Here is a 25,201-nt window from a genome sequence, read left to right on the forward strand (position 1 = left end):
TGGTCAAGACGCGACGCCGGGCGCAGGCTGGTCCTACCAGCCCGATCAGTCCGGAGGACACCATGAACGACATCCGCTCCACCTTGGCCCAGCAGGGCTTCATCCGCTCGGGAGAGGACAGGATCCTGGGTGGTGTCTGCGCCGGCATCGGTCGTCGGTTCGGCCTGACACCATGGATCTCGCGCCTGCTCTTCGTCCTGCTGCTCATGGTCGTGCCCGGCAGCCAGCTCCTGATCTACCCGGTGCTGTGGATCCTGATGCCGACCGAGGACTTCATCGCCGCTCCTGCCTCATCGGCTCCGTCCCCGATCGCCTGACCTCCTCGTCGCCCTCGCCACTGGAGAGATGATGCAGACCACCCTGAGCCGAAGCGCGTACGCCGACCAGCTCGAGGCCCACGTCCGCGACGCGCAGTGCTGCGAGCCTCTCGCGCGGTGCTCGGACTGCCGGGCGAAGCGCGACGAGGTGCGTGCCGCCCGGCGAGATGCGCTCATCCACTCAGTCTCGCTCGCTCGGCTGCGCCGGGTGCGCTGACCTCAGCGGTTCCTGCCGCGGGCGGCCACCACCCAGCGGTCCACGACCGCATCGTCCTCGACGACTGCGACCTCGTCGACGAGGTTCATGGTCAGGCACACATGGTTCGGGATCAATCGGATCTGCTCGCCGAGGGCGGGCATGTCGCCTGAGTCCGGCCAACGGACGGTGGCGTGATGTTCGGAGAGAGCCGTGACGCATCCGTCCGGGGCACCGAGGACCCGGCCGTAGCCCGACGCCCATGAGGGGCGGTCGCTTCCCAGCACCTTGCTGCCGGCGTTCGCGATGAGCTCCCGCGACGACGCCCTGCGACTCACGACGGTCGCTGCGACGGACAGAGCGATGTCGTCCCAGCCGCAGCGTCCCAGCTCCAGCTGCTGGGCGTCTCCCAGGGCGTACACGCCTGGGCGCACCTCGGTGACGTGGACGGGTGAGCTGAACGCAACGCTGGGACTCGAGCCTCCGCTCGCGTGGCGGATGTCGTGGCCGGCCGCCCTGAGCCGCGCCGCCACGGCCGACAGCGCCTCTCCTTCGTGCATCGCGGCAGCCCGCGCTTGGCCGGGGAGGTACCCGTGCCCCGGGAACGTGAAGACCCCGGTCAGGCGAAGGTCGGTGCCGTCTGCCATCCGATCTTCATCGACGGAGCCGGGACGGACCCCACTGCGGTGGTGGCCCGAGTCGACTTCCACCCAGGCCTCGATGCGCGACGCCGAGGCGCCCAGGTGCTGGGCGAGGTTGGCGGCGCCTTCCGGCGAGTCCACTCCTACGGTGATCGTGGCCCGCTCGGCCAGCGCCTGCAGCCTGCGCCCGATCTCCGGGGTGGCCCAGAGGGGGTAGGCGATGAGGACGTCCGACGCACCGTCGGCGACGAAGACCTCGGCTTCACCGACTGTGGCCACCGTCAGTCCCATGGCACCCGCAGCGAGCTGTGACCGGGCGATCTCCAGCACCTTGTGGGTCTTGGCGTGCGGTCGCAGTCCGATGCCGGCGCCTGCGGTCGCGGCGGCCATCCGAGCGATGTTGGCATCGAGCAGGCGTCGGTCGATCAGGACCTCCGGCGTTTCCACCTCCACCACCGTCGCCCGTCCTCCTGCCCCGGTCTGCCGTGCCGAAGCACGCGTTTCGGTGAGGGTACGCCGCCGTGTGCTCACGTCCGCACGCGTCACTTCTATGTTGCAGCCCACATGCGAGACAGTGGTGTCTGTGATCAGCCTGCGGAGCCTCGCCGCTTGGGCCGCGGTCGTGGGCGGCGCCCTATGGCTCGCCCAAGGAGTCGTGCTGATAGCACGAGGTGGCGTCGAACCGGACCCCCTCATCGAGGCTCTCACGTTCTCTTGCGGGTTCGTACTGCTGGTGGCTGCCGCCGGAATCGCATCTTGGGTAGGTGTGGCAGCCAGGTCGAGGGCCGCCAGAGCTGCGTTCGCTGTCCTGGCCTCCCTGTCCGTTCCCTTGACCGTCTTCCTCGGGCAAGCGGCAGCGTTTGCGTTGCCCGGGTCGCACTGGCTCGAGAGTGATGTCATCGTCCTTGTGATCGCCCTCGCAGCAGTCTCTTGTGGGATCAATTGGCTCAGACGCGGAGCGCACGCGACCTGAGGCGCCCGGGTGTGCGTAGTGATGCGAGCGATCAGACGCGCGCCAACTATCTCTCCGTCCCACGCTGGGTGAGAGCACCATCGCGCACGAGCGACTGCCGCCACCAGATCAGCAGCGCCAGGAATCCAGGAAAGAGGAAGATGTAGAGCGGGAACGCCCAGTCGGTGAAGGTCCAGCGCTGAATGGTCAACAGGGTGAGTGCGCCGCCAAGGGATACCAGCACGAAGAACAGCGGGGACTCCGTGTGGGGGTGGGTGATCGTTGTCCGGACCGTTGGGATGGCCGCCAGCGTGTCTGCGGCGATGCTGAGGATGATCGCGACGCCCCGAGAAGATCTTGGTGATGTAGTGAGCGGCGACGCCAAGGTTCAGCAGCAGTCAGATAGACGAATCGCTCGTCGAGCACGCGACCTCCCCGGCGGACCCTCCTGACGATCAGATCTTAGCGACAGGGCTTCGGACGCACTTCGAGCTCAGTGCCTGCTACTCGCCTTGCGCCCAGGCGGCGGCTGGCAAGGAGAGGTACACCCCCACCGCATTCGTCCCAGCGACTTGGGCGACCGCGTCACAGAGCTGGTCACACCGCTCCTGGCGCGACTCCGCCCGACTGGCGAACCACTTCGATCGGACCTCGACCACGATGTCGAGACCGCCGGAATCGTAGACACCTCGTGGGCGGAACCGAAGGTCCACGTCACCCGGCTGGAGCAGCCCGTCGTACGGCTCTTCAGGACATTCCACCGCGAGCGAGACTGCGTGCGGGAGCACTTCGGCGATGGCCTGCAACCTTGCCGCCGCGATCTCAGGGTCGTAGGTGACATCGACGATGGGCATGGGATGACGTTAGTTCCTCGCAGGAACGAGGGCCGCGTTGTCGGTGGTCGCGTCTAGGGTCGAAGACATGACCAGCACCCGTGAACGCGCCACTTCCGCGGCCGACGCGACCGACGGATTGTCGGCTCGTGAGGTGCTGGAGCTGGCCCGTTCGCAGCAGCGAGCGGAGGACGCTGCTGCGGCCCGGAAGCTCGAAGCGGCCGCGATGTGGGCCGACCTCCACCCGCCGGAGTCGATCCATGCCGCTGCGTCCTACATGGTGGCCGGGAGCGAGCACGAGGAGCCCATTGCCGGGCCGGGATGTCCGGCCGTGGCGCAGTTCTGCATCGCCGAGCTCGGCACGGTGCTGGGCATCTCCACCACCGCAGCGACCCGCCTCATCGGCCACGCGTTGGAGCTGCGTCACCGCCTTCCACGGCTCTGGGCGGCCGTGCACTCCGGCCGAGTCCCGGCGTGGCGAGCCCGCCTCGTCGCCGAGGCCGCCATCCACGCCACCCCAGGCCTGACGCCTGAGTCCGTGGGTTGGATCGACAGGCAGATCACGCCGTACGCCGCCAAGGTCGGCCCCGCGCAGCTCGACCGCCTCGTCTCCGAGGCCATCGCCCGCCAACACCCCGCCGAACGGCTCGACCCCGACGACCCGCACCCCGTGTGTCCTGACACCCGCCACGTCACCATCGACGCCGGGCAAGTTGCCTACGCAGGCACCACACAGATCACCGCGGAGCTCGACCTGGCCGACGCCTGTGACCTCGACCACGCGCTGCGCACCGGAGCAGCTGAGCTCAAGGCCCTCGGCTCCAACGCGCCCCTCGACGCTCGCCGCGCGATGGCGCTGGGACACCTCGCCCGACACCAGCTCGCCCTCGACCTTGCCGGCACACCCGCGACCTCGGCGTCGGGTTCGGGTTCGGGTTCGGCAGGTCACCCTGTCGGTGCCGGCCTGCCCACCACCCGGGCCCTGGAGCTGCACCTGCACTTCGACGCTGGGCTCGCGAGCGATCTCACGATCGACGCTTTCGGTCGGTTGGAAGAGGGCCAGCGACTGCTGCTCCTCGAGACGGTCAAGCAGTGGTGCGGCGACTCCCACACCCGCATCACCATCAAGCCCGTCATCGACCTCAACACCGAGCTGCACACAACGGGCTACGAGCCCACCGACCGCCAACGCGAGCAGATCGCTCTCCGTGATCGCACCTGCGTGTTCCCCTGGTGCAGCCAACCGGCCCGCCGTTGCGACCTCGACCACACGGAGCCGTTCGACCCGACGGCCGCCGCTGGAGGACGATCACAACCCGGCCCCACCACGACCGTCAACCTCGGCGCCCTGTGCCGGCGACACCACCGCCTCAAGACCCACGGTCGCTGGCACGTCACCCAACCCACCAGCGGGGTCTTCGACTGGACCAGCCCACACGGCCACACCTACCGCCGCGACCACACCGGCACCACCCGCACAGACACCGATCCCGACCCGCCCGCAGCCGCGCCCTGAGCGAACACCCGCGTACCGCGTCGCACGCGGCGCCTATTCTCCGACCCATGGCGATCATCCATCGGGCAACGATCTCTCCCACCAAGCTGGAGCTCCTCGACGAGTGGCTCGCTGGCGCCTTGCCGGGCGACTCGGCGCTGCAGCAGGTCGGCAGCTACCGCTTCGACGACCCCGACGGCGAAGTCGGCGTCGAAGCGTTGCTCGTCACTCGCGGCCGCCCGGTGCGCCACGTCGTGCTGACCTACCGGGCAACGCCACACGAGGCTGCGGACGCCCACCTGATCACCACGATGGAGCACTCAGTCCTGGGCCGCCGTTGGGTGTACGACGGTCGCAGCGACCCGGTCGCGGTGGCGGCATACCGGCGCGCGCTCGCCGCCCAGCAGCAGCAGGCGCCACTCGAGGTCTGGGATGGCGACTCGCTCGTCGAGACCCGGGCACCCACGGTCGAACTCTCGGTCCGTCACCCGGCGGCATCCCCGGACGCGCTCGACGTACGGATGGCAGAAGAGATCACACCGAGGGCGACGACCGGACCCAGCTTGTTCGCCCGATGGGCCGGCGGCGAGGGCACTGTCGCCTGGGTCGAATAAGGCCTGATCTCAGGGCAGAGCAAGCGTCACGGAGCAAGCACCGCGACCGCCTCGTCGACCGAGTCGACGAGGTGGACGTACGACTCCATGGTGCGGCCCGCGGCGAGCGAGGAGAGCAGGGGCCACGCAGGCACTGTCACCGTCCAGTGCTCCACGCCGACGAGCACCATCGGAGCGACGGACGACTCGTCGGCGTAGTAGTTCTCGCAGGCGTCCTGGAAGATCTCCTGCACCGTTCCGCCGGCGCCGGGCAGGAACACGATCCCCGCGTTGCAGACCTCCAGCAGGACCGCCTCCCGGGTGGCGTTGCGGACGTACTTCGCAATGGCGGTCGCGAAGGGGTTGGGCGGTTCGTGCCCGTAGTGCCACGTCGGGATGCCGAGCGAGTCGACGCCGGGGGAGTGCTCCTCGATCACCGCGAACGCGCCTGCCGCCCAGGCGCCGATGTCGGGACTGAAGGAGGGGACCGATGCCAGTGAAGCGAGCGCCGACTCAAGGACGGCCTCCGGTTCCGCCGACAGGAACGCCCCCAGGTTGGCCGCCTCCATCGCCCCGGGCCCACCGCCGGTGGCCACCGTGAGGCCAGACTCGGCCAGCAGCCGGCCGAGGCGCGCCGCCTCGGCATAGCCGGCTGAGCCGCGCTGGTGCGCGTGCCCACCCATCACGCCCACGATCGATCGGTCCCCGGTCCACGCCAGGAGGGCCCGGTCGACCGAGTGGTCGTGCAGCGCCTGCGCGAGGGCATCGTCCGGGTCGGGTGCCCGTTGCGACCACGCGTATGCGCGGGCGTCGACGGTGTCCGGATAGCGGGGGGTGTCGAAGAGCTCGCCGGGGGAGTAGAGCGTGGTGCGGTAGGTGTCGACCGGCGTGTCGGTGAGTCGCGGCAGGACGATGGCCCCCCGTCGGCGTACGGCCTCCTCGTCACCAGGAGCGAACGTGCAGCCCTGGAAGAGCGACTGCGCCACGCTGACGGCGCCCAACGCGTCGCCGCGCTGGCTGAGGTCGAGGCCCGTCACCCGCCAGCCCGACAGGGACCGCGCCCCCGCTGCGAGGCGCTGGTCCAGGTCGGCCAGCGAGGTGACGTCGACGACGCGTCCATGGGTGTGCTGCACGCGCCGACTCTAGAACGCGTGCAGGACTCAGAAGGCGTGCGCCATCAGCTCGGAGAAGAACACCTGCTCATCGACGTCGTGCCCGCGGGCCCGGAACCACGTGCACATGTTGGTGCAGTCACGCAGCAGGAAGTCCATGCCCTGGGGGTTGCCGACGAGGTCGACGATCTGCGGGAGGTCGATGATGACCAGGCGGTCGCCCGCAGCAAGCGTGTTGTACGGCGACAGGTCACCGTGCACCACGCCCGCCTGCACCATCGTCGTCAACGCATCTCGGAGCTGCTCGAAGTAGTGCTCAAGGAGGTCCGGCGTCGGTCGGGTCTGAGCGAGACGTGGGGCTGTCTCCACCTCTCCGTCGATGGAATGGGTGATCCACTCCATCAGGATCTCGGTGCCCTCGATCTGCACCGGGTAGGGCACCGGCAGACCGAGCTCGTACAACCGCTTGAGAGCGCCCCACTCGGAGGCCGCCCACTCGCCGGAGGCCACCAATCGGCCCCAGGTCGACTTCCGCTTGAGAGCGCGCACGTCGCGCGATCGCTTCATCGAGCGACCCTCGGTGTAGCTGGCGGCGCGGTGGAAGGTGCGGTGGTCGGTGTCTCGGTAGCGCTTGGCGGCCATGACGACGCCGCGGTCGGGCTCGAGCGGATCAGTGCGCTCGACCAGGAAGACGTCTGCTTCCTTGCCGGTCTTGAGGATGCCGAGATCGGTGTCGATGGCGCCCTGGGACGTCACTACCCAGTCGGGGCGTGGCTCGGGGCCGCGCATGAGTGGCTCGACGTCGAGCCAGGTGGACCAGCGCTGGTGGGGCGCGAGGTCCTCGTCGTAGGCCTGGAAGCCGATGACGAAGGTGGGGTCGAGCTCGTCAGGCGTGCCCGGGGTGCTGCGAGAAGGCGTGCGGTGCGACAAGAGTGCTCCAGAGGTGAGAGGGACGGACTGCGGACAGGCCGAAGACATCGATCGTCATGTCACGACTCCTCTCGTCTGGGCGCCGGCACCAGGCGTGCGGCTGGGGTCCATCGTGGGTCCATCCGGGACCGGACGCAATCCAATTGTCGTCGCGGGTAGATTCGGGCGGGTGATCTCACAACGACTCGCCCGCACAGCGGCCGCAGCCCTCCTCCTGCCACTGGTGATCGGCGGCGGACACGCCATCGCCGTCGAGGACCGCACGGCCCCCATCCCCGGGTCTAGCGGCGTGGGCGATCCCTACTGGCCGCTCGACGGCAACGGCGGCATCGACGTGGCGGCGTACAAGATCAACAACCGCTACAACCTCAAGACCTTCCAGCTGCGGGGCTCGACCAGGATCGACCTGACGGCCACGGTGGAGCTGAACCGCTTCAACCTCGACTTCCTCCTGCCGGTGACGAAGGTCAAGGTCGACGGGGTGAAGGCGCGCTTCCACCAGAGGGACAAGCACGAGCTCGTGATCTCACCGGCGACGACACTCGCCGCCCGGTCGCCCCACACCGTCAAGGTCTTCTACGCCGGCAACCCGAAGAGCAAGCGTTATGCGGGCGAGAAGAACTGGCTGGCCAACACCCGCGAAGTGGTCACGATGAATGAGCCCCACATGGCCCCGTGGTGGTTCCCGGTCAACGACCACCCGATCGACAAGGCGACCTTCGACGTCAGCACCACCGTGGCCAGGGGGCGCGAGGTCGTCGCCAACGGCAAGCTGGTGAGCAAGAAGCGCACCAGGAGCGGGACGACCTGGCGCTGGCGCGCGGACGAGCCCATGGCGCCCTACCTGGCGTTCTTCGCCGCCGGCGACTTCACGATCAAGCGGGGCGCGAGCAACGGCCTGCCGTGGGTCAACGCCGTCTCGCAGCAGCTCCCGGCGGGTGAGCAGAGGGCAGCGCTCAAGCTGCTCAGCCGCACCCCCGGTGTGGTCGAGGCCCTCTCGGCGGACCTCGGCGACTACCCGTTCTCGGTCACCGGTGGCCTCACGACCGGCCTCCCGGTCTACTTCGCGCTGGAGAACCAGACCCGGCCCACCTACCCCTCCGTCGGGAGCCGCGCGACCTCCCTCGTCGTGCACGAGATCGCCCACCAGTGGTTCGGCGACGACGTCGCAGTCGCTCGCTGGCGAGACATCTGGCTCAACGAGGGTGCCGCGACCTTCATGGAGTGGCGCTACGCCGAACAGCACGGCGGGCAGCCGGCCGCCGAGACGCTGCGCCAGAACTACGAAGCGATCAGCGCGTCCGACCGGTTCTGGAAGCTCTCCATCGCCGACCCCGGCCCCGCCAACATCTTCGACGAGGCGGTCTACGTCCGCGGTGGCATGACGATGCAGGCGCTCCGCGCTCGCATCGGCGAGGAGAAGTTCTGGCTGCTCATCCGCACGTGGCTCGAGACCAAGGCTGGTGGCAATGGCACCTCGGAGGAGTTCGAGGCACTGGCCGCGCAGATCAGCGGCCAGGACCTGACCGACTTCTTCGCGGCGTGGCTGCGCACGCAGTCCAAGCCGGCCGAGACGGCCGCCAACGGCCTCGGCTGACGCTGACGCTCAGTGCACGACCCGGTTGAGCGCCCGGGCAACGACGCTGGGGCGTCGGGTCAGTCGCTCCTCCGCGTCCGCCGCCGCCGCTGCCCGCAGGCCGAGGTTGACCCCGGTCCAGCGCAAGGGCTCGGGCTCCCATTGGCGTGACCGGTGACCGACCCAGGGCAACCCGGTGAGTGCGGTCTCGCGGGCCAGGATGAGGTCGGTAAGGGTGCGCCCGGCGAGGTTGGCCGTGCTGACGCCGTCACCGACGTAGCCGCCCGCCCACCCGAGTCCGGTGTCACGGTCGAGGCCGACCGAGGCGCACCAGTCGCGGGCGATGCCCAGCGCGCCTCCCCAGCGGTGGGTGATCTTGACGTCGTGCATCGACGGGAAGAGGTCGACCACCGCGGCCCGCAGGTGCTCGAAGACCGACGCCTGCCCGCTGAAGTCGGTGAGAATTCTCGAGCCGTAGCGGTAGGGCGCTCCGCGACCGCCGAAGACCAGTCGGTCGTCCGCGGTGCGTTGGCCGTAGACGATGAGGTGCCGGTGGTCCGTGAAGGTCTCACGTCGACGCAGCCCGATCTCGTCCCACTGCTCGGCGCGCAGGGCTGCGGTTGCCACGACGAGCGAGTGCACCGGTGCCAGGGTCCGTCGGTGCCCGGCGAGGGACGACGTGTAGCCCTCGGTCGCCCGCACCACGACGTCCGCGCGGACCGTGCCACGGTCGGTGTGCAGCGTGTGCGGCTCGATCGACCGCACCCGGGTCAGCTCGTGGATCGTGACTCCCCGCTGCTCCACGGCATCTGCCAGACCACGCACCAGCTTCGCCGGGTGCACGACAGCACAGTCGGGGGTGTACGTCGCACCGAGCGCGCCTCGGGCCCGGACCAGGGATTCGGTCGCCTTCCGGTCCAGCAGCGCCAGCTCGTCCTCCCCGCAGTCCCAGGTGCGCGCGTCGGCAACGGCTGCCTGGGCGCGTGCCCACTGCGCCTCGGAGCGCGCGAGGTCGATGGTGCCGCCCTTGGCGATGTCGGCGTCGATGCCCTCCCGGGCGGCCGCGTCGATGACCTCGTCCACGCTCGCGCGCATCGCCTGGTGCTGCGCCAGCGCGGCGTCCCGGCCGGCCAGGCCTGCCAGAGTGGCCGTCGAGGCCGGGAACAACGCCGAGCACCAGCCGCCGTTGCGGCCCGATGCGCCGTACCCCGCGACTTCCGCGTCCACGACCACGATGCGCAGGCCCGGGTCGGCAGCCGCGAGGTAGAGGGCCGTCCAGAGTCCTGTGTAGCCCGCGCCGACGATGGCGACGTCCGCCTTGGTGTCGCCGGGAAGCGCTGCCCGTGGCGTCCAGTCGGTGTCGGTCGTCTCGTGCCAGAGCGACAACCGCGCGTAGCGGCTCAGCGCACACCCCACGAGTACGTCTGCTTGCGCAGCTCGAGATACATGAACGTCTCGGTGGAGGTCACGCCCTCGATGGTGCGGATCTTCTCCGAGATCAGCTCGAGGAGATCGGCGTCGTTCTCGCAGACCGCCTCGCAGAGGAGGTCGTAGGAGCCGGCGGTGATGACGACGTAGTCGATGGCGTCGATCTCGGCGAGCCGGTCAGCCACCGGACCCAGCGCCCCGCTGACGCAGATCCCGATCATCGCCTGGCGGGCGAAGCCGAGCTGGAGCGGGTCCGTGACGGCCACGACCTGGATGACCCCGTTGTCGGTCAGGCGCTGCACCCGCTGTCGTACGGCGGCCTCGGAGAGCCCGACGACCTTGCCGATCGCGGCGTAGGAACGCCGGCCGTCCTGCTGCAACTGTTCGATGATGGCCTTGGAGACGTCGTCGAGGGGGGCCCTGCGATCGGACGGGCGATCGGACTGGCTGGCTCGGGTGTTCACCTTGGCATGGTGTCAGTGCTGGCGATGTCGTTCAATATGTAGCGCCGAACTGCTGGATTTCGTTGCAACCACGTTACGAACCGACGGAATCCCTTGTGAGCGATCCGTTGGCATGGCACGATCCGCCATGCACGCACCGCACTGCGAGGAGGACTGACATGGTCAAGGGTCGGCACGACAGGCACGGGGACACGGCGCTCGACCGGCTGGCTCGCGAGGTGGCGCGGGGGATGTACGGCCAAGGCGGCCCGAGCGTCTCGCGGCGCGGACTCCTTCGCACGGCCGGCGTCGGGGCGATGACACTCTCCTCGGGAGGACTGCTGGCGGCCTGCGGTACGTCGGGGACCAAGCAGACGTCCGATTCGTGTGCGAGCAAGGACCTGAGCGCTGGCGAGAAGGAGCTGAACTGGTCCAACTGGCCGCTCTACATCGACGAGAAGGGCAAGAGTCTGCCCACGCTCGAGGACTTCGAGGCGAAGACGGGTATCTCCGTCACCTACAACACCGACGTCAACGACAATGCCCAGTTCTTCGCCAAGGTGCGCAACCAGCTCGGCGCGTGCGAGTCGACGGGTCGTGACATGTTCGTCCTCACCGACTGGATGGCGGCCAAGATGATTGGTCTGGGCTGGGTGCAGGAGCTCGACATGGCAGCGATGCCCAACGTCGAGGCCAACCTGGTGGACACGCTGCGCGAGCCGGACTGGGACCCCGGGCGCAAGTTCTCGGTGCCGTGGCAGAGCGGCCTCACCGGCATCGCCTACAACGCGAAGGTCACCGGCGAGGTCTCGAGCTTCGAGGAGCTGGTGACCCGCGCCGACCTCAAGGGCAAGATCAGCATGCTCACCGAGATGGGCGACACCATGGGCTTCATGCTCAGGCTCACCGGGGCCGATCCTTCGGACTTCTCCGACGACGAGTGGGGCGCAGCCCTGGCCCGGCTGGAAGAGATCGTCGCGTCCGGTCAGGTCCGGCGCTTCACCGGGAACGACTACACCGGGCCGCTCAACAAGGGTGACATCGCCGCCTGCGAGGCCTGGTCGGGCGACGTCATCGCCATGCAGTACGACAACCCGGACATCAAGTTCGTCGTGCCAGAAGAGGGCATGGCCCTGTGGAGCGACAACATGATGGTGCCCAACAAGGCCGATCACCTGGGCAACGCCCAGGAGCTGATCAACTACTACTACGACCCCGAGGTCGCCGCCAAGGTGTCTGCGTGGGTCAACTACATCTGCCCCGTCGAGGGCACTGAGGAGGCGATGGCGCAGCTCGACGAGTCGCTCGTGGGCAACCCGCTGATCTTCCCGACCTCGTCCGACCTCGAGGCGACCTTCTCCTTCAAGAACCTCGACACCAAGGTGCGCGAGGGGTACGAGAAGGAGTTCAACCAGGTGATCGGCGCCTGATGTCCGTGCCCCAGCAGCCCTCGGACGACCTCGTCCTGGAGGGCCTGACCAAACGCTTCGGCGGCTTCGTCGCGGTCGACGACCTCGACCTGACTGTGCCGCAGGGTGCGTTCTTCGCACTGCTCGGCCCGTCCGGCTGTGGCAAGACCACGACGCTGAGGATGGTCGCCGGCCTCGAGGACGTGACGGCCGGGACGATCCGGCTCGGAGCCGACGACATCACCCACCGCAAGCCCTACCGCCGCCCGGTCAACACGGTGTTCCAGAGCTATGCGCTCTTCCCGCACCTGACGATCTTCGAGAACGTCGCGTTCGGGCTCCGTCGTCAAGGACGCAAGGACGTCAAGACCGCCGTCGGCGAGATGCTCGAGCTGGTGGAGCTGGGGGAGTACGCCGCTCGGAAGCCGGCCCAGCTGTCCGGTGGCCAACAGCAGCGGGTCGCCCTGGCCAGGGCCCTGATCAACCGGCCCCAGGTCTTGCTGCTCGACGAGCCGCTCGGAGCCCTCGACCTCAAGCTCCGGCGCCAGATGCAGGTCGAGCTCAAGCGCATCCAGTCCGAGGTCGGGATCACGTTCGTGCACGTGACCCACGACCAGGAAGAAGCCATGACGATGGCCGACACGGTCGCGGTGATGAACGCTGGAGTCATCGAGCAGATGGGCAGCCCGGTCGAGCTCTACGAGCACCCGAGCACCACCTTCGTGGCCAACTTCCTCGGCCAGTCCAACCTCATCCGCGGCAACGTCGTCGAGACCAGCGGCGCCCGCGTCCACGTGGAGGTCGAAGGCGCCAAGGTCCAGGCCCCTCCCGGCGTCTCGGGGACGGAGTCAGGCGAGGTGTGGGTGGGGGTCCGCCCGGAGAAGCTCAACCTGTCCGAGGCCGGCTCGGAGCCCGACGGCAGCTCCAACGTCCTGCGCAACGCGACGATCACCGATGTGAGCTTCATGGGGGTCAGCACGCAGTACCTCACCCGGATGTCATGGGGCCAGGAAATGATGGTCTTCGAGCAGAACACGGGGGCTCACGGGACGTTCCGGGTGGGTGACATCGTGGACCTGCACTGGCTGCCCGACCACACCTTCCTGCTCGACCCAGCGCAGGACGTCACCGCCGGGGTGGAGCGCGAGGACGCCCTGTGAGCGCGTCCCAGATCATCTCCGCGACACCGGCTGCACCCGTGTCCAAGCGCCGCCCGTCGCGCACGGCGTACCTCCTGCTCTCGCTGCCGCTGCTGTATCTGCTCGTCTTCTTCGTCGTCCCGCTCGTGAGCCTCGTGAGCACCTCGCTCTACGACCCTGCGGGGTCGCTGGAGACGGGCTACGCGATGACGGGCCACGTGCAGAACTACTTCAGCGTCCTCGCCGACTATCGCGGACACATCTTCCGGTCCTTCGGGTACGCCGCCGCGGCGACCATCGCCTGCATCGTGCTCGGCTACCCACTCGCGTACGCCATCGCGTTCAAGGCGGGCAAGTGGAAGAACCTCATGCTCGTCGCGGTGATCGCGCCGTTCTTCACCTCGTTCCTGATCCGCACCCTGTCCTGGCAGCTGCTGCTGGGCGACCAGGCGTGGTTTGCCGACACGCTGCGGTTCCTGCACGTCCTGGGGCCGGACGGGCACCTGCTGGCCACGCCCTTCGCCGTGGTCACCGGACTGACGTACAACTTCCTGCCCTTCATGGTGCTGCCCCTCTACACCTCTCTGGAAAAGGTGGACCCCAGGCTCATGGAAGCAGGATCTGACCTGTACGCCTCGCCGTTCACGACGTTTCGCAAGGTGACTCTTCCGCTGTCCATGCCCGGGCTCGTGGCGGGCACGCTGCTCACCTTCATCCCGGCAGCGGGGGACTACATCAACGCCGAGCTCCTGGGCAACCCGCGCACCCAGATGATCGGCAACGTCATCCAGAACCTCTTCGAGAGTGGGTCCTATCCCGAGGCGGCCGCGCTCTCGGTGACGCTGATGGCGGTCATCGTGGTGATGGTGCTGGTCTACATCCGCCGCGCCGGCACCGAGGAGCTGTTGTGACGCGCGCCGGGAAGTGGCTCGGGGACCACCTCGTCCTGGGTGCTGGACTGCTGGTGCTGCTCTACCTGCTCACGCCGATCTTCGTCGTGGTGCTCATGAGCTTCAACGACCCCGCCTCACGCATCAGCTACTCGTTCGACGGGTTCACCCTGGACAACTGGCGTCAACCGTGCCAGCCCAACGGCCTGTGCGAGTCGGTGGTGCTCTCGGTGGAGATCGCGTTGCTGGCGACGCTCTTCGCCACCCTGCTGGGCACGCTGATGGCGTTCGCCATCGTCCGGCACCGGTTCCGCGGCCGTGCCGGGGTCAACGTCATGACCTTCCTGCCGATGGCCTCACCCGAGATCGTCATGGGGTCCTCGCTGCTCGCCCTCTTCGTCTCGTCCGGCTTCGCTGGGGCGCTGGGCTTCTGGACGATCCTGGTCGCCCACATCCTCTTCTGCCTGAGCTTCGTCGTCGTGACGGTCAAGGCCCGGCTCGCCGGCCTCGATCCGCGCCTGGAGCAGGCCGCGATGGATCTCTATGCCAACGAGGCGCAGACCTTCCGGAAGGTGACGTTCCCGCTCGTCTTCCCCGGCATCCTGGCCGCCGCGCTGCTGAGCTTCTCGCTGTCCTTCGACGACTTCATCATCACCAACCTCAACGCCGGCCAGGAAGTCACGTTCCCGATGTATGTCTGGGGCGCGGCCCAACGAGGGGTCCCGCCGCAGATCAACGTCATCGGCACCGCGATGTTCTTCCTGGCGCTGGCCCTCGTCGTTGCCGGTGAGCTCCGCGCGCGCCGAGCAGCCCGCGTCTGACTCCTTGCTGGCGGGGCTGACTGTTCACCAAGGTATGCAGCGCAATGGGCACTTCCCACGGTCAATTGACCGAGGGAAGTGCCCATTCACCGACATCCCATGGTGAAGCGTCAGTGGAGCCCAGGGCTCGAGCGGAGGCGGTACGCCTCAGAGCATCGACCAGGCCTTGTCCAGGACCGTCCGCAGGATCTGCTCGATCTCGTCGAAGTGGGTCTGGTCGCAGATGAGCGGCGGCGCGAGCTGGACCACCGGGTCGCCCCGGTCGTCGGCACGGCAGTAGAGGCCCTCGTCGTACAACGCCTTGGAGAGATAGCCGCGCAGCAGCTTCTCGGCCTCGTCGCCCTCGAAGGTCTCCTTCGTGGCCTTGTCCTTGACCAGCTCGATCCCGTAGAAGTAGCCGTCGCCGCGCACGTCGCCCACGATCGGCAGGTCCTTGAGGCGTTCCAGCGTCGTGCGGAAGGCGTCCTGGTTGGCGAGCACGTGCTCGAAGACCTTCTCGTTCTCGAAGATGTCGAGGTTGGCCATCGCCACCGCCGTCGAGACCGGGTGCCCGCCGAACGTGTAGCCGTGGGCGAAGGACGCGTGGCCCTTCAAGAAGGGCTCCATCAGCCGGTCGGAGGCGATCATCGCGCCGAGCGGCGCGTAGCCGGAGGTGATCCCCTTGGCGCACGTGATCATGTCCGGCTGGTAGTCGTAGCGCTCGGCGCCGAAGTAGTGCCCGAGCCGGCCGAAGGCGCAGATGACCTCGTCGGAGACCAGCAACACGTCGTAGGTGTCGCAGATCTCGCGAACGCGCTGGAAGTAGCCGGGCGGCGGCGGGAAGCAGCCGCCGGCGTTCTGGACGGGCTCGAGGAAGACGGCGGCAACGGTCTCCGGACCCTCGTCCTCGATGGCCACCGCGATCTGGTCGGCGGCCCACCGGCCGAACGCCTCCAGGTCGTCGCCGTGCTGGGGAGCGCGGTAGAAGTTGGTGTTGGGCACCCGGAAGGTGGACGGCACCAGGGGCTCGAAGACGGCCTTGAGCCCCGGCAGACCGGTGATGGACAGCGCTCCCTGCGTGGTGCCGTGGTAGGCGATCGACCGGCTGATGACCTTGTGCTTCATCGGCTTGCCGGTCAGCTTGTAGTAGTTCTTGGCGAGCTTCCAGGCGGTCTCCACCGACTCGCCGCCGCCGCTGCTGAAGAAGACCCGGTTGAGGTCACCTGGGGCCTTCTGGGCGACCCGCTCCGCGAGCTGGATCGCGCTGGGGTGGGCGTAGGACCACAGCGGCATGAACGCCAGCTCCTTGGCCTGCTTCGCCGCTGCCTCCGCCAGCTCGGTCCGGCCGTGGCCCAGCTGGCTCACGAACAGGCCTGCCAGGGCGTCGAGGTAGCGCCGGCCCTTGGCGTCGTAGATGTAGGCACCCTCACCTCGCACGATGATGGGCACGTCGTGGTCCTCGAAGGACGAGTGCCGCGTGAAGTGCATCCAGAGGTGATCGCGCGCGGCCTGCTGGAGGTGGTCGTAGTCGCCAGTAGCCATGGGTATCGCGTCCTTGATTGGGAGGTGTGGTGGTCGCCAGTCTGCCCCGCCAGGTGGGGCCTCGGCAAGTGAATCCGCATTAGTACGCCCCTTCAACAGCCGAAAACATGGCTAGGGTGGGATTCGGATTCGAAATCAGCACCGAAAGGGCCGCGACGTGGTCACTGTCTTCCGCAACGGCAACCTCTTCGACGGGCGTGCGCACCGCACCGGCACGGCACTCGTCGTCAAGGGCGGGCGGATCTCCCGACTGGTCCCCGAGGCCGAGGTCGGCGACGTTCCCTGCGATGACGTCGTTGACCTCGCAGGGGGGCTGGTGGCACCGGGTTTCGTGGACGCCCACGTGCACGCCGTGCAGGGCGGTCTCGAGCGGATCCGCTGCGACCTGTCCGGAGCCGCGACCCGCGAGGAATATCTGGCCATCATTGCGGCGTACGCCGCCGCGAACCCCGACCTGCCCTGGATCCTGGGTGGCGGCTGGTCGATGTCCGCCTTCCCCGGGGGCGCTCCCAGGGCGGAGGACCTCGACGCAGTGGTGGCGGACCGACCGGTGTTCCTGCCCAACCGGGACCACCACGGTGCCTGGGTCAACACCCGAGCCCTGGAGGTCGCCGGCGTGCACGCGTCGACACCTGACCCGGCCGACGGCCGGTTCGAGCGGGACGACGGCGGCAGGCCTACCGGCACGCTGCACGAGGGTGCCATGGAGCTGGTCGGGAGGTGCGTGCCGGCCACTGACCCGGAGGAGTGCTACCGCGGTCTGCTGGCCGGGCAGGCGTACCTGCACGAGCTCGGGATCACCGGCTGGCAGGACGCGATCCTGGGCGCGTACGCCGGGATGGACGACCCGTCGCGCACCTACCTGCGCGCGGCCAGTCGGGGGGACCTCACGGCCCACGTCGTCGGCGCTCTGTGGTGGGACCGCCAACGGGGCGAGGAGCAGGTCGCCGACCTGGTGGCGCGACGCGCAGAGCTCACGCACGGTCGGCTGAGCGCGACCTCGGTCAAGATCATGCAGGACGGAGTCGCCGAGAACGGTACGGCCGCGTTGTCCGCGCCCTACCTCGACCGCTGCGGTCACTCGACGGACAACCGCGGTCACAGCTTCGTCGACGCCCGAGCTCTCGGGCGCTACGTCTCCCTTCTCCACCTCGAGGGGTTCCAGGTCCACGTGCACGCCATCGGTGACCGTGGGGTGCGCGAAGCCCTCGACGCCTTCGAGGGCCTCGCCGGGACCACCCCGCGAGCGGGGCACCGCGAGCCGCGCCACCACATCGCTCATGTGCAGCTGATCGACCCTGACGACATCTCGAGGTTCGCCACCTTGGGGGTGGCAGCGAACCTACAGATGCTCTGGGCCCGGCTCGATCCTCAGATGACGGAGCTGACCCTGCCCTTCCTGGGGGCCGAACGCGGGGAGTGGCAGTACCCCTTCGGCGATCTCGACCGCGCAGGCGTCGACCTGGCCGCCGGGAGCGACTGGCCGGTGACGACGCCGGACCCGCTCGCGGCGATCCACGTCGCGGTCAACCGGTGGGAGTACGGCGCAACCGGACGAGCGGGGGAGGAGGCGTTCCTGCCGGCCCAGGCGTTGCCCCTCGAACGCGCCTTCGCTGCCTACACCTCGGGATCGGCTCGCATCAACCATCGTGACGATGCAGGCCTTCTCCGGCCGGGCGCCGTGGCCGACCTCGTCGTGCTGGATCGCGATCCGTTCTGCGGTCCGACCCAGGAGATCGGGGCGACCCGGGTGCGGTCGACCTGGATCGACGGCGAGGTCGTGCAACGAGAGAAGTCTGATTGACTTCGAAATCATGGGCCGCGAGCCACGATTTGGGGCCATTTGGTCCGTATTGACGCTTTGTCCCTATCGATTCCGTTGTGTTGTGGCTAGGCTCCCGACCATCAGGAACGACCATCGCAACCGGACGGACTTCATGGGACACCAGACATTTCGCAACGTCATCGACGGCGAGGTCGTCGAGTCGAGCAGTGGCGAGACCTATGTCGTGATCGACCCGAGCACCGGCGAGGTGTACGCGACGGCCCCGATGTCGGGCACCGACGACGTCGACCGGGCCTACGCCGCGGCCGAGGGCGCGTTCGTCGCATGGGGCCGGACGACCCCGCAGGAACGGTCGCTGGCCCTCCTGCGGATGGCGGACGCGCTGGAGTCGCGCGCCGAGGAGTTCGTCGCGGTCGAGTGCCGCGACACCGGGAAGCCGCTCAGTCTCACCGCCAGCGAGGAGATGCCACCGACGGTGGACCAATTCCGCTTCTTCGCCGGCGCTGCCCGCGTGCTCGAGGGCAAGTCGGCGGGGGAGTACATGGAGGACCACACGTCCTTCATCCGCCGCGAGCCGATCGGCGTCATCGGCCAGGTGACGCCCTGGAACTACCCGCTGCCGATGATGGTCTGGAAGATCGCCCCGGCCCTGGCCGCCGGCAACACCGTCGTCCTCAAGCCGTCCGACACCACTCCTGCCACCTCCACCATGTTCGCCGAGCTGGCCCAGGAGTTCCTGCCGCCGGGCGTGCTCAACGTGGTGTGCGGGAACCGTGACACCGGCCGCGCGCTGGTGCAGCACCCCACGCCCCAGATGATCGCGATCACCGGCTCGGTGCGCGCCGGCATGGAGGTGGCCGGCTCTGCTGCTGCCGACCTCAAGCGCGTCCACCTCGAGCTCGGCGGCAAGGCGCCGGTCATCGTGTTCGACGACGCCGACGTCGAGCGGGCCGCCCAGGGCATCGCCGAGGCGGGCTACTTCAACGCTGGCCAGGACTGCACCGCGGCGACCCGGGTGCTGGTCGGTCCCGGCATCCACGACGACTTCGTCGCCGCCCTGACGGCACAGGCGAAGGCCACCCGCACCGGCATGCCCGACGACCCGGACATCTTCTACGGCGCGCTCAACAACGCCGACCAGCTCGCTCGGGTCACCGCGATGGTGGACCGCCTCCCGGACCACGCGGTCCTCGAGGCCGGTGGCCACCGGCAGGGGGCGTCCGGATACTTCTACGAGCCGACGGTGCTGTCCGGCCTCCAGCAGACCGATGAGCAGGTGCAGGACGAGATCTTCGGTCCGGTCATCACCGTGCAGCGCTTCTCCGACGAGGCGGAGGCCCTGCGGTGGGCCAACGGCGTGAAGTACGGCCTCGCCTCTAGTGTGTGGACGCGCGACCACGGCACGGCCATGCGTATGTCGCGTGGTCTCGACTTCGGGGTCGTGTGGATCAACACCCACATCCCCTACGTCTCCGAGATGCCGCACGGCGGGTTCAAGCACTCGGGCTACGGCAAGGACCTGTCGATGTACGGACTCGAGGACTACACGCGCATCAAGCACGTCATGTCCTACATAGGAGAATGACGATGCGCATCCTGTTGATCGGCGCCGGCGGAGTGGGCAGCGCGTTCGCGGCCATCGCTGCCAGGCGCGACTTCTACGAGGCGATCGTGATCGCCGACTACGACGAGGCCCGCGCCGCGCGCGCTGCGGAGGACGACCCTCGGTTCGCCTCTGCCCGTGTCGACGCCTCGTCGGAGGCGTCGGTGGCCGAGCTGTGCCGGACCCACGCCATCACGCATGTCATGAACGCGGTGGACCCGGTCTTCAACATGCCGATCTTCTCGGGGGCTCTTGATGCCGGGGCCGACTACCTCGACATGGCCATGTCGCTGTCACAGCCGCACCCGGAGGCGCCGTACTCGAAGACAGGGGTGAAGCTCGGCGACGAGCAGTTCGCGGCCGCGGTCGAGTGGGAGCAGGCCGGGCGCCTGGCCCTGGTCGGCATGGGTGTGGAGCCCGGGCTCTCGGACGTGTTCGCGAGGTATGCCGCCGACCACCTCTTCTCCGAGATCGACGAGCTCGGCACGCGTGACGGGGCCAACCTGAGGGTCACCGACGAGGAGGACAACGAGGTGTTCGCGCCGTCCTTCTCGATGTGGACCACGATCGAGGAGTGCCTCAACCCGCCTGTCATCTGGCAGGACGGCGAGTGGCACACCACACCGCCCTTCAGCGAACCCGAGGTCTTCGACTTCCCCGAGGGCATCGGGCCGGTCGAGTGCGTCAACGTGGAGCACGAAGAGGTGCTGCTGATGCCGCGCTGGGTCGACGCCAAGAGGGTGACGTTCAAGTACGGCCTCGGCGACGAGTTCATCAACATCCTCAAGGTGCTGCACACCCTCGGGCTCGATCGCACCGAGCCGGTGCGGGTCAAGGCCGGAACAGGTGGGCACTGTGAGGTCAGCCCGCGCGACGTCGTCGCTGCAGTCCTGCCCGACCCCGCGAGCATCGGTCCGCGGATGGTCGGCAAGACGTGCGCCGGGTTGTGGGTGACCGGCACGGGCAAGGACGGCGAGCCCAGGTCGACGTACCTCTATCACGTGGTGGACAACGAGTGGACGATGCGCGAGTACGGCCACCAGTGCGTGGTGTGGCAGACGGCCATCAACCCCGTGATCGCCCTGGAGCTCCTTGCGACGAAGGTGTGGTCCGGCACCGGTGTGCTCGGTCCGGAAGCCTTCGACGCGGTGCCGTTCCTGCGGCTGCTCGAGGACTACGGCAGCCCGTGGGGGCAGCGCGACGACGAGGTCGACGGCGGCTGAGGACGATGGGGAAGGATGCTCCCCATGGACGTGATCTGGTTCCGAGCGCCGGCTGGCGACGCCGGCATGCTCAATGCCTGCTACAACGCTCTCGACGTCCACGTGATCCGGGGCCGGGCCGAGGACGTCGCGCTGCTCGACGGGCAGCGTCCGATGTCGTTCGCCGGACTGCTGACCGAGGTGGGTGCCTTCGCCGGGGTGCTGGGGGCCTTCGGCGTCGCCGCAGGTGACGAGGTGGTCGTCCTGGACGTGCCTCCCCTCCACGACACCGTCGCCCAGCTCGCCTGCGCCCGGGTCGGGGCGGTGCACTTCGACGAGCTGTCCCCGACGCCCGCACTGGTGCTGGTCGGCACCGCTGGGAGCCACGACGTTGGCTCGGTGCCGCTCATCACGGTCGACGACACCGGCGAGCTCGACTGGGACCTGGCCATGCGGGCGGGACGGACCCAGCCCGCCGGCTGTGCAGAGGTCGCGGGTGACGCCCCGCTGCGTGTCGTCGGCGGCACACCCGTGCCGACCGCCCAGCACCTCCTCGCCGTGGCGACGGGCGAGGTGGTCGACCCTGTCCTGACCCCGCTGATGGGCGGCGAGACCCTGGTCCTGGCGGGACGCCCGTGAGGCGCGACGTCGTCATCCTCGGGTCCACCGGCTCCATCGGCACCCAGGCTCTCGACCTGGTGCGAGCCAACCCCGACCGCTTCCGCGTCGTCGGCCTGACTGCCGGCGGATCCCAGGAGGAGCTGTTCGCCGGCCAGGTGAGGGAGTTCGCTCCGGCCTTCTCCGGGCTCGGCGAGGACGCATCGACCGAGGCCGCCGCGATGGCGTGCGACGTCGTTCTCAACGGCATCACCGGAGCGGTCGGGCTCCGACCCACCCTGGCTGCCCTGGACGCCGGGAACACCCTCGCCCTGGCCAACAAGGAGTCCCTGGTCATGGGCGGCCCCCTGGTCACCGCCCGTGCGAAGCCCGGCCAGATCGTCCCGGTCGACTCCGAGCACTCCGCCCTGGCCCAGTGCCTGCGTGGGGGCGCCGCGAGCGAGGTACGCCGACTGGTGCTCACCGCCAGCGGCGGACCGTTCCGCGGCCGCACCCGCGACGAGCTCGCCGACGTCACCCTCGAGGAGGCGCTGCAGCACCCGACGTGGTCGATGGGTCCGGTGATCACCATCAACTCCGCGACGCTGGTGAACAAGGGACTCGAGGTGATCGAGGCGCACCTGCTCTTCGACCTGCCGTTCGACCGGATCGAGGTCGTGGTGCACCCGACCAGCGTGGTCCACTCGATGGTGGAGTTCGTCGACGGCTCGACACTGGTGCAGGCGAGCCCACCCACGATGATGATCCCGATCGCCCTCGGTCTCGCTTGGCCCGACCGGGTCCCCGACGCAGCGCCGTCGGTGGACTGGACCCGGCCCGAGACCTGGGAGTTCTTCCCCCTCGACGACGAGGCCTTCCCGGCCGTGTCCCTGGCTCGGACGGCCGGGGAGCAGGGAGTCACCGCTCCGGCCGTCTACAACGCCGCCAACGAGGCGTGTGTGGCGGCGTTCATGGCCGGCAGGTTGCGGTTCGTCGACATCGTTCCCGTGGTTGCCGATGTTGTTGCGCGCCACGACGTACCCTCGAAGGAGCACCTGACGATTGACGACATCCTCGCGGCCGACGCGTGGGCGCGTGATGAGGCCACCATCGCGATCGACCGCATGATCGACGCAGCACGCATCGGAGACCCCACGTGACCGCGCTCTACTACACGATCGGCGTGCTCGTCTTCGCGTTCGCCATCATGGCCTCGATCGGCCTGCACGAGTTCGGCCACCTGATCCCCGCCAAGAAGTTCGGCGGCAAGGTCACCCAGTGGTTCGTCGGCTTCGGGCCGACCGTCTGGAGCAAGCAGATCGGCGAGACCGAATACGGGATCAAGGCGATCCCGCTCGGCGGCTACGTCAAGATCGTCGGGATGCTGCCCCCCGGCAAGGGCGATGTCGCGGGAGAGCCCGGTGACGACCTGCGGGTCCGCAAGTCGAACACCGGGATGTTCACGCAGCTGGTCAGCGATGCCCGGGCGGCCGAGTGGGAGCACATCGGACCCGAGGACCGCGACCGCCTGTTCTACAAGCGCACCTGGTGGCAGAAGGTCGTGGTGATGGCGGGCGGCCCGATGGTCAACATCGCGATCGCGTTCTTCCTGTTCTGGGGGGTCTTCGCCACCGTTGGCCAAGTGGTCGGCGCCGAGGCAGAGCCCGTGGTCGCCGAAGTGGTGCCGTGCATCGTGCCGGTCGACGAGGACGGCCGCGTCTGCACCGCCGAGGAGCTGCGGGACAACCCGAGCCCAGCTGCCGCAGCCGGCCTGCAGCCGGGAGACCGCTTCGTGTCGTTCAACGGCGAGCCCGTCACCAGCTGGGAGCAGATCCAGGAGGACATCCGCGCCAACGACGACAGCCTCGCCACCATCGTGGTGGAGCGTGACGGCGAGGAGGTCGTCGTCGAAGCCACCACCTCGGTGCAGCCCCGTCCCCTCGACGCGGACTCCGAGGAGCTGACCGAGGTCGGTTTCCTCGGTGTGCTCCCGGAGGTGACGCTGATCTCCGAGACGGGCGGTCCGATCTACACGGCCCAGCAGATGGGGACCATGACCGTCGAGGTCGTCAAGTCCCTCGCCGAGCTGCCCGTGAAGGTGTACGGCGTTGCCAGGGCGATCGTCGGTCTCGAAGAACGCGACCCCAACGGTCCCGTCAGTGTCGTCGGTGGTGGACGGCTCGCCGGCGAGGTCGCTGCGCACGAGACGTTCCCGCTCAAGGACAAGGTGACCTCGCTGCTGATGCTGATCGCCGGGTTCAACCTCTTCATCGGCCTGTTCAACTTCATCCCGCTGCTGCCCCTCGACGGCGGTCACATCGCCGGTGCGCTCTACGAGGGCCTGCGCCGCGGCTGGGCCCGAGTGCGAGGGCTGCCGGACCCGGGCTACGTCGACGTCGCGCGGTTGCTGCCGATCGCCTACGTCATGGGGCTGGCCCTGCTGGTGATGGGCGTCGTGCTGATCATCGGCGACATCGTCGTACCCCTGCACCTGACCAGCTGACCCGCACACCCGAAGGGCGGCGGCCCGCCCCGTAGGCTTGGCCCATGACGTCTGTCGGCTCCACCGTTGGTTTGGGCATGCCCGCACTTCCCCCACCCGTTCTCGCGCCTCGCCGACAGACCCGGCAGATCAAGGTCGGCTCCGTGGGGGTCGGCAGCGAGAGCCCCATCTCGGTGCAGTCGATGACGACCACGCTCACCTCCGACATCAACGCGACGCTCCAGCAGATCGCCGAGCTGACCGCCACCGGCTGCGACATCGTGCGGGTGGCGTGCCCGAGCCAGGACGACGCCGACGCGCTCCCAGCCATCGCCCAGAAGTCCCAGATCCCGGTCATCGCGGACATCCACTTCCAGCCGAAGTACGTCTACGCCGCCATCGACGCCGGGTGCGCCGCGGTCCGGGTCAATCCGGGCAACATCCGCAAGTTCGACGACCAGGTGCGCGAGATCGCCCGAGCCGCGAAGGACCGTGGGACCTCGATCCGGATCGGCGTCAACGCCGGTTCGCTCGACAAGCGGATCATGGACAAGTACGGCAAGGCCACGCCCGAGGCGCTCGTCGAGTCGGCGGTGTGGGAGGCGTCCTTGTTCGAGGAGCACGACTTCCACGACTTCAAGATCTCGGTGAAGCACAACGACCCCGTCGTGATGGTGCGCGCCTACGAGATGCTGGCGGCTGCCGGTGACTGGCCGTTGCACCTCGGTGTCACCGAGGCCGGCCCCGCCTTCCAGGGCACCATCAAGTCCAGCGTGGCTTTCGGCCACCTCCTGAGCCAGGGCATCGGCGACACCATCCGGGTCTCGCTCTCGGCGCCGCCCGTCGAGGAGATCAAGGTCGGTCTCCAGATCCTGGAGTCGCTCAACCTGAAGCCCCGCCGTCTCGAGATCGTCTCCTGTCCGTCCTGCGGCCGCGCCCAGGTCGACGTCTACAAGCTCGCTGAGGAGGTCACCGCCGGCCTCGCCGGGCTGGAGGTGCCGTTGCGCGTGGCCGTGATGGGCTGCGTGGTCAACGGTCCCGGCGAGGCCCGCGAGGCCGACCTCGGAGTGGCGTCGGGCAACGGCAAGGGTCAGATCTTCGTCAAGGGCGAGATCATCAAGACGGTCCCCGAGTCGCAGATCGTCGAGACCCTGATCGAGGAGGCCATGCGCCTCGCCGAGGGCATGGAGCCCGTCGAAGGTGCCGGAGCTGCCGTCAGCGTGAGCTGACCACCC

General features: G+C 68.6%; 24 protein-coding genes. 16 read left to right on the forward strand and 8 right to left on the reverse strand.

The genetic code is table 11. From position 1 onward, the window contains the following. Positions 1–62: 62 nt before the first annotated feature. Both VNJ48_RS05190 and VNJ48_RS05195 read left to right on the forward strand, forming a co-directional pair. Entirely contained in the window at positions 63–317 is a 255-nt protein-coding gene (locus VNJ48_RS05190) for a PspC domain-containing protein (RefSeq protein WP_325599781.1), read from the forward strand. Positions 318–348: 31 nt separating this feature from the next. After that, positions 349–534 (forward strand): hypothetical protein, encoded by a 186-nt coding sequence (locus VNJ48_RS05195; RefSeq protein ID WP_325599783.1) that lies wholly within the window; start codon positions 349–351, stop codon positions 532–534. 2 nt (positions 535–536) lie between these two features. On the opposite strand, the gene VNJ48_RS05200 is transcribed toward VNJ48_RS05195, so the two are convergent. The 3 genes from VNJ48_RS05200 to VNJ48_RS05210 form a co-directional block, all read right to left on the reverse strand. Further along, a complete protein-coding gene (locus VNJ48_RS05200; RefSeq protein WP_325599785.1) occupies positions 537–1,601 on the reverse strand; it encodes an alanine racemase in 1,065 nt (354 codons plus the stop codon). Positions 1,602–2,173: 572 nt separating this feature from the next. Then, positions 2,174–2,350 carry a hypothetical protein gene (locus tag VNJ48_RS05205; protein ID WP_325599787.1) on the reverse strand — a complete coding sequence of 59 codons (177 nt, stop codon included), beginning with the start codon at positions 2,348–2,350 and terminating at the stop codon, positions 2,174–2,176. A gap of 259 nt (positions 2,351–2,609) precedes the next feature. Further along, a complete protein-coding gene (locus VNJ48_RS05210) occupies positions 2,610–2,960 on the reverse strand; it encodes a hypothetical protein (protein ID WP_325599789.1) in 351 nt (116 codons plus the stop codon). Positions 2,961–3,027: 67 nt separating this feature from the next. Between VNJ48_RS05210 and VNJ48_RS05215 the strand changes: the two genes are divergently transcribed. Together VNJ48_RS05215 and VNJ48_RS05220 are read left to right on the forward strand one after the other, a co-directional pair. Then, the gene (locus VNJ48_RS05215; protein ID WP_325599791.1) at positions 3,028–4,455 is read left to right on the forward strand and encodes an HNH endonuclease signature motif containing protein; all 1,428 of its coding nucleotides are present in this window, start codon (positions 3,028–3,030) and stop codon (positions 4,453–4,455) included. A 47-nt stretch (positions 4,456–4,502) separates the two neighbouring features. Continuing rightward, entirely contained in the window at positions 4,503–5,048 is a 546-nt protein-coding gene (locus VNJ48_RS05220; protein WP_325599793.1) for a maltokinase N-terminal cap-like domain-containing protein, read from the forward strand. 26 nt (positions 5,049–5,074) lie between these two features. On the opposite strand, the gene VNJ48_RS05225 is transcribed toward VNJ48_RS05220, so the two are convergent. Together VNJ48_RS05225 and VNJ48_RS05230 are read right to left on the reverse strand one after the other, a co-directional pair. Beyond that, complete coding sequence (locus VNJ48_RS05225) at positions 5,075–6,160, reverse strand: Rossmann fold nucleotide-binding protein (protein WP_325599795.1); 1,086 nt, start codon at positions 6,158–6,160, stop codon at positions 5,075–5,077. A 27-nt stretch (positions 6,161–6,187) separates the two neighbouring features. Beyond that, positions 6,188–7,069, reverse strand: coding sequence for a serine protein kinase RIO (locus VNJ48_RS05230; protein WP_325599797.1), 882 nt, complete (start codon positions 7,067–7,069; stop codon positions 6,188–6,190). A 169-nt stretch (positions 7,070–7,238) separates the two neighbouring features. On the opposite strand from VNJ48_RS05230, the gene VNJ48_RS05235 reads away from it, so the two are divergent. Continuing rightward, entirely contained in the window at positions 7,239–8,666 is a 1,428-nt protein-coding gene (locus VNJ48_RS05235) for a M1 family metallopeptidase (protein WP_325599799.1), read from the forward strand. A 9-nt stretch (positions 8,667–8,675) separates the two neighbouring features. Here the strand turns inward: VNJ48_RS05235 and VNJ48_RS05240 are convergent, their stop codons facing one another. Together VNJ48_RS05240 and VNJ48_RS05245 are read right to left on the reverse strand one after the other, a co-directional pair. Continuing rightward, positions 8,676–10,061, reverse strand: a complete 1,386-nt coding sequence (locus VNJ48_RS05240) for an FAD-binding oxidoreductase (protein WP_325599801.1) — start codon at positions 10,059–10,061, stop codon at positions 8,676–8,678. Next, a complete protein-coding gene (locus VNJ48_RS05245) occupies positions 10,046–10,537 on the reverse strand; it encodes an Lrp/AsnC family transcriptional regulator (protein ID WP_325599803.1) in 492 nt (163 codons plus the stop codon). Before VNJ48_RS05245 ends, VNJ48_RS05240 begins: the two co-directional genes overlap by 16 nt. A 158-nt stretch (positions 10,538–10,695) precedes the next feature. Between VNJ48_RS05245 and VNJ48_RS05250 the strand changes: the two genes are divergently transcribed. Genes VNJ48_RS05250 through VNJ48_RS05265 form a run of 4 tightly spaced genes read left to right on the forward strand, consistent with a single transcriptional unit; the run spans position 10,696 to position 14,775 of the window. Then, positions 10,696–11,946 carry a spermidine/putrescine ABC transporter substrate-binding protein gene (locus tag VNJ48_RS05250; protein WP_325599804.1) on the forward strand — a complete coding sequence of 417 codons (1,251 nt, stop codon included), beginning with the start codon at positions 10,696–10,698 and terminating at the stop codon, positions 11,944–11,946. Beyond that, positions 11,946–13,085, forward strand: a complete 1,140-nt coding sequence (locus VNJ48_RS05255; protein WP_325599805.1) for an ABC transporter ATP-binding protein — start codon at positions 11,946–11,948, stop codon at positions 13,083–13,085. The genes VNJ48_RS05250 and VNJ48_RS05255 overlap by 1 nt, the downstream gene beginning before the upstream one ends. Beyond that, positions 13,082–13,975 (forward strand): ABC transporter permease, encoded by an 894-nt coding sequence (locus tag VNJ48_RS05260; RefSeq protein ID WP_325599806.1) that lies wholly within the window; start codon positions 13,082–13,084, stop codon positions 13,973–13,975. The genes VNJ48_RS05255 and VNJ48_RS05260 overlap by 4 nt, the downstream gene beginning before the upstream one ends. Continuing rightward, on the forward strand, positions 13,972–14,775 hold the full coding sequence (locus VNJ48_RS05265; protein ID WP_325599808.1) for an ABC transporter permease: 804 nt from the start codon (positions 13,972–13,974) through the stop codon (positions 14,773–14,775). Before VNJ48_RS05260 ends, VNJ48_RS05265 begins: the two co-directional genes overlap by 4 nt. 147 nt (positions 14,776–14,922) lie before the next feature. Here VNJ48_RS05265 and VNJ48_RS05270 read toward each other — a convergent pair whose 3' ends face one another. After that, positions 14,923–16,296, reverse strand: coding sequence for an aspartate aminotransferase family protein (locus VNJ48_RS05270; protein ID WP_325599810.1), 1,374 nt, complete (start codon positions 16,294–16,296; stop codon positions 14,923–14,925). 157 nt (positions 16,297–16,453) lie between these two features. Between VNJ48_RS05270 and VNJ48_RS05275 the strand changes: the two genes are divergently transcribed. The 7 genes from VNJ48_RS05275 to ispG all read left to right on the forward strand — a co-directional run bounded on the left by VNJ48_RS05275 (position 16,454) and on the right by ispG (position 25,195). Further along, positions 16,454–18,100, forward strand: coding sequence for an amidohydrolase (locus VNJ48_RS05275; protein ID WP_325599812.1), 1,647 nt, complete (start codon positions 16,454–16,456; stop codon positions 18,098–18,100). A gap of 133 nt (positions 18,101–18,233) precedes the next feature. Beyond that, complete coding sequence (locus VNJ48_RS05280) at positions 18,234–19,667, forward strand: gamma-aminobutyraldehyde dehydrogenase (RefSeq protein ID WP_325600201.1); 1,434 nt, start codon at positions 18,234–18,236, stop codon at positions 19,665–19,667. After that, complete coding sequence (locus VNJ48_RS05285) at positions 19,664–20,908, forward strand: saccharopine dehydrogenase family protein (protein ID WP_325599814.1); 1,245 nt, start codon at positions 19,664–19,666, stop codon at positions 20,906–20,908. The genes VNJ48_RS05280 and VNJ48_RS05285 overlap by 4 nt, the downstream gene beginning before the upstream one ends. Positions 20,909–20,932: 24 nt before the next feature. Further along, positions 20,933–21,526: a hypothetical protein gene (locus VNJ48_RS05290; RefSeq protein ID WP_325599816.1), complete on the forward strand. Its 594-nt coding sequence runs from the start codon at positions 20,933–20,935 to the stop codon at positions 21,524–21,526. Continuing rightward, positions 21,523–22,644 (forward strand): 1-deoxy-D-xylulose-5-phosphate reductoisomerase, encoded by a 1,122-nt coding sequence (locus VNJ48_RS05295; RefSeq protein WP_325599818.1) that lies wholly within the window; start codon positions 21,523–21,525, stop codon positions 22,642–22,644. Before VNJ48_RS05290 ends, VNJ48_RS05295 begins: the two co-directional genes overlap by 4 nt. Beyond that, on the forward strand, positions 22,641–23,987 hold the full coding sequence (locus tag VNJ48_RS05300) for a M50 family metallopeptidase (RefSeq protein WP_325599819.1): 1,347 nt from the start codon (positions 22,641–22,643) through the stop codon (positions 23,985–23,987). The genes VNJ48_RS05295 and VNJ48_RS05300 overlap by 4 nt, the downstream gene beginning before the upstream one ends. A gap of 44 nt (positions 23,988–24,031) precedes the next feature. Further along, positions 24,032–25,195, forward strand: coding sequence for a flavodoxin-dependent (E)-4-hydroxy-3-methylbut-2-enyl-diphosphate synthase (gene ispG / locus VNJ48_RS05305; RefSeq protein ID WP_325599821.1), 1,164 nt, complete (start codon positions 24,032–24,034; stop codon positions 25,193–25,195). The last annotated feature ends 6 nt before the right edge of the window (positions 25,196–25,201 follow it).

It is taken from the genome of Nocardioides sp. (assembly GCF_035576065.1).
GTDB lineage: Bacteria > Actinomycetota > Actinomycetes > Propionibacteriales > Nocardioidaceae > Nocardioides.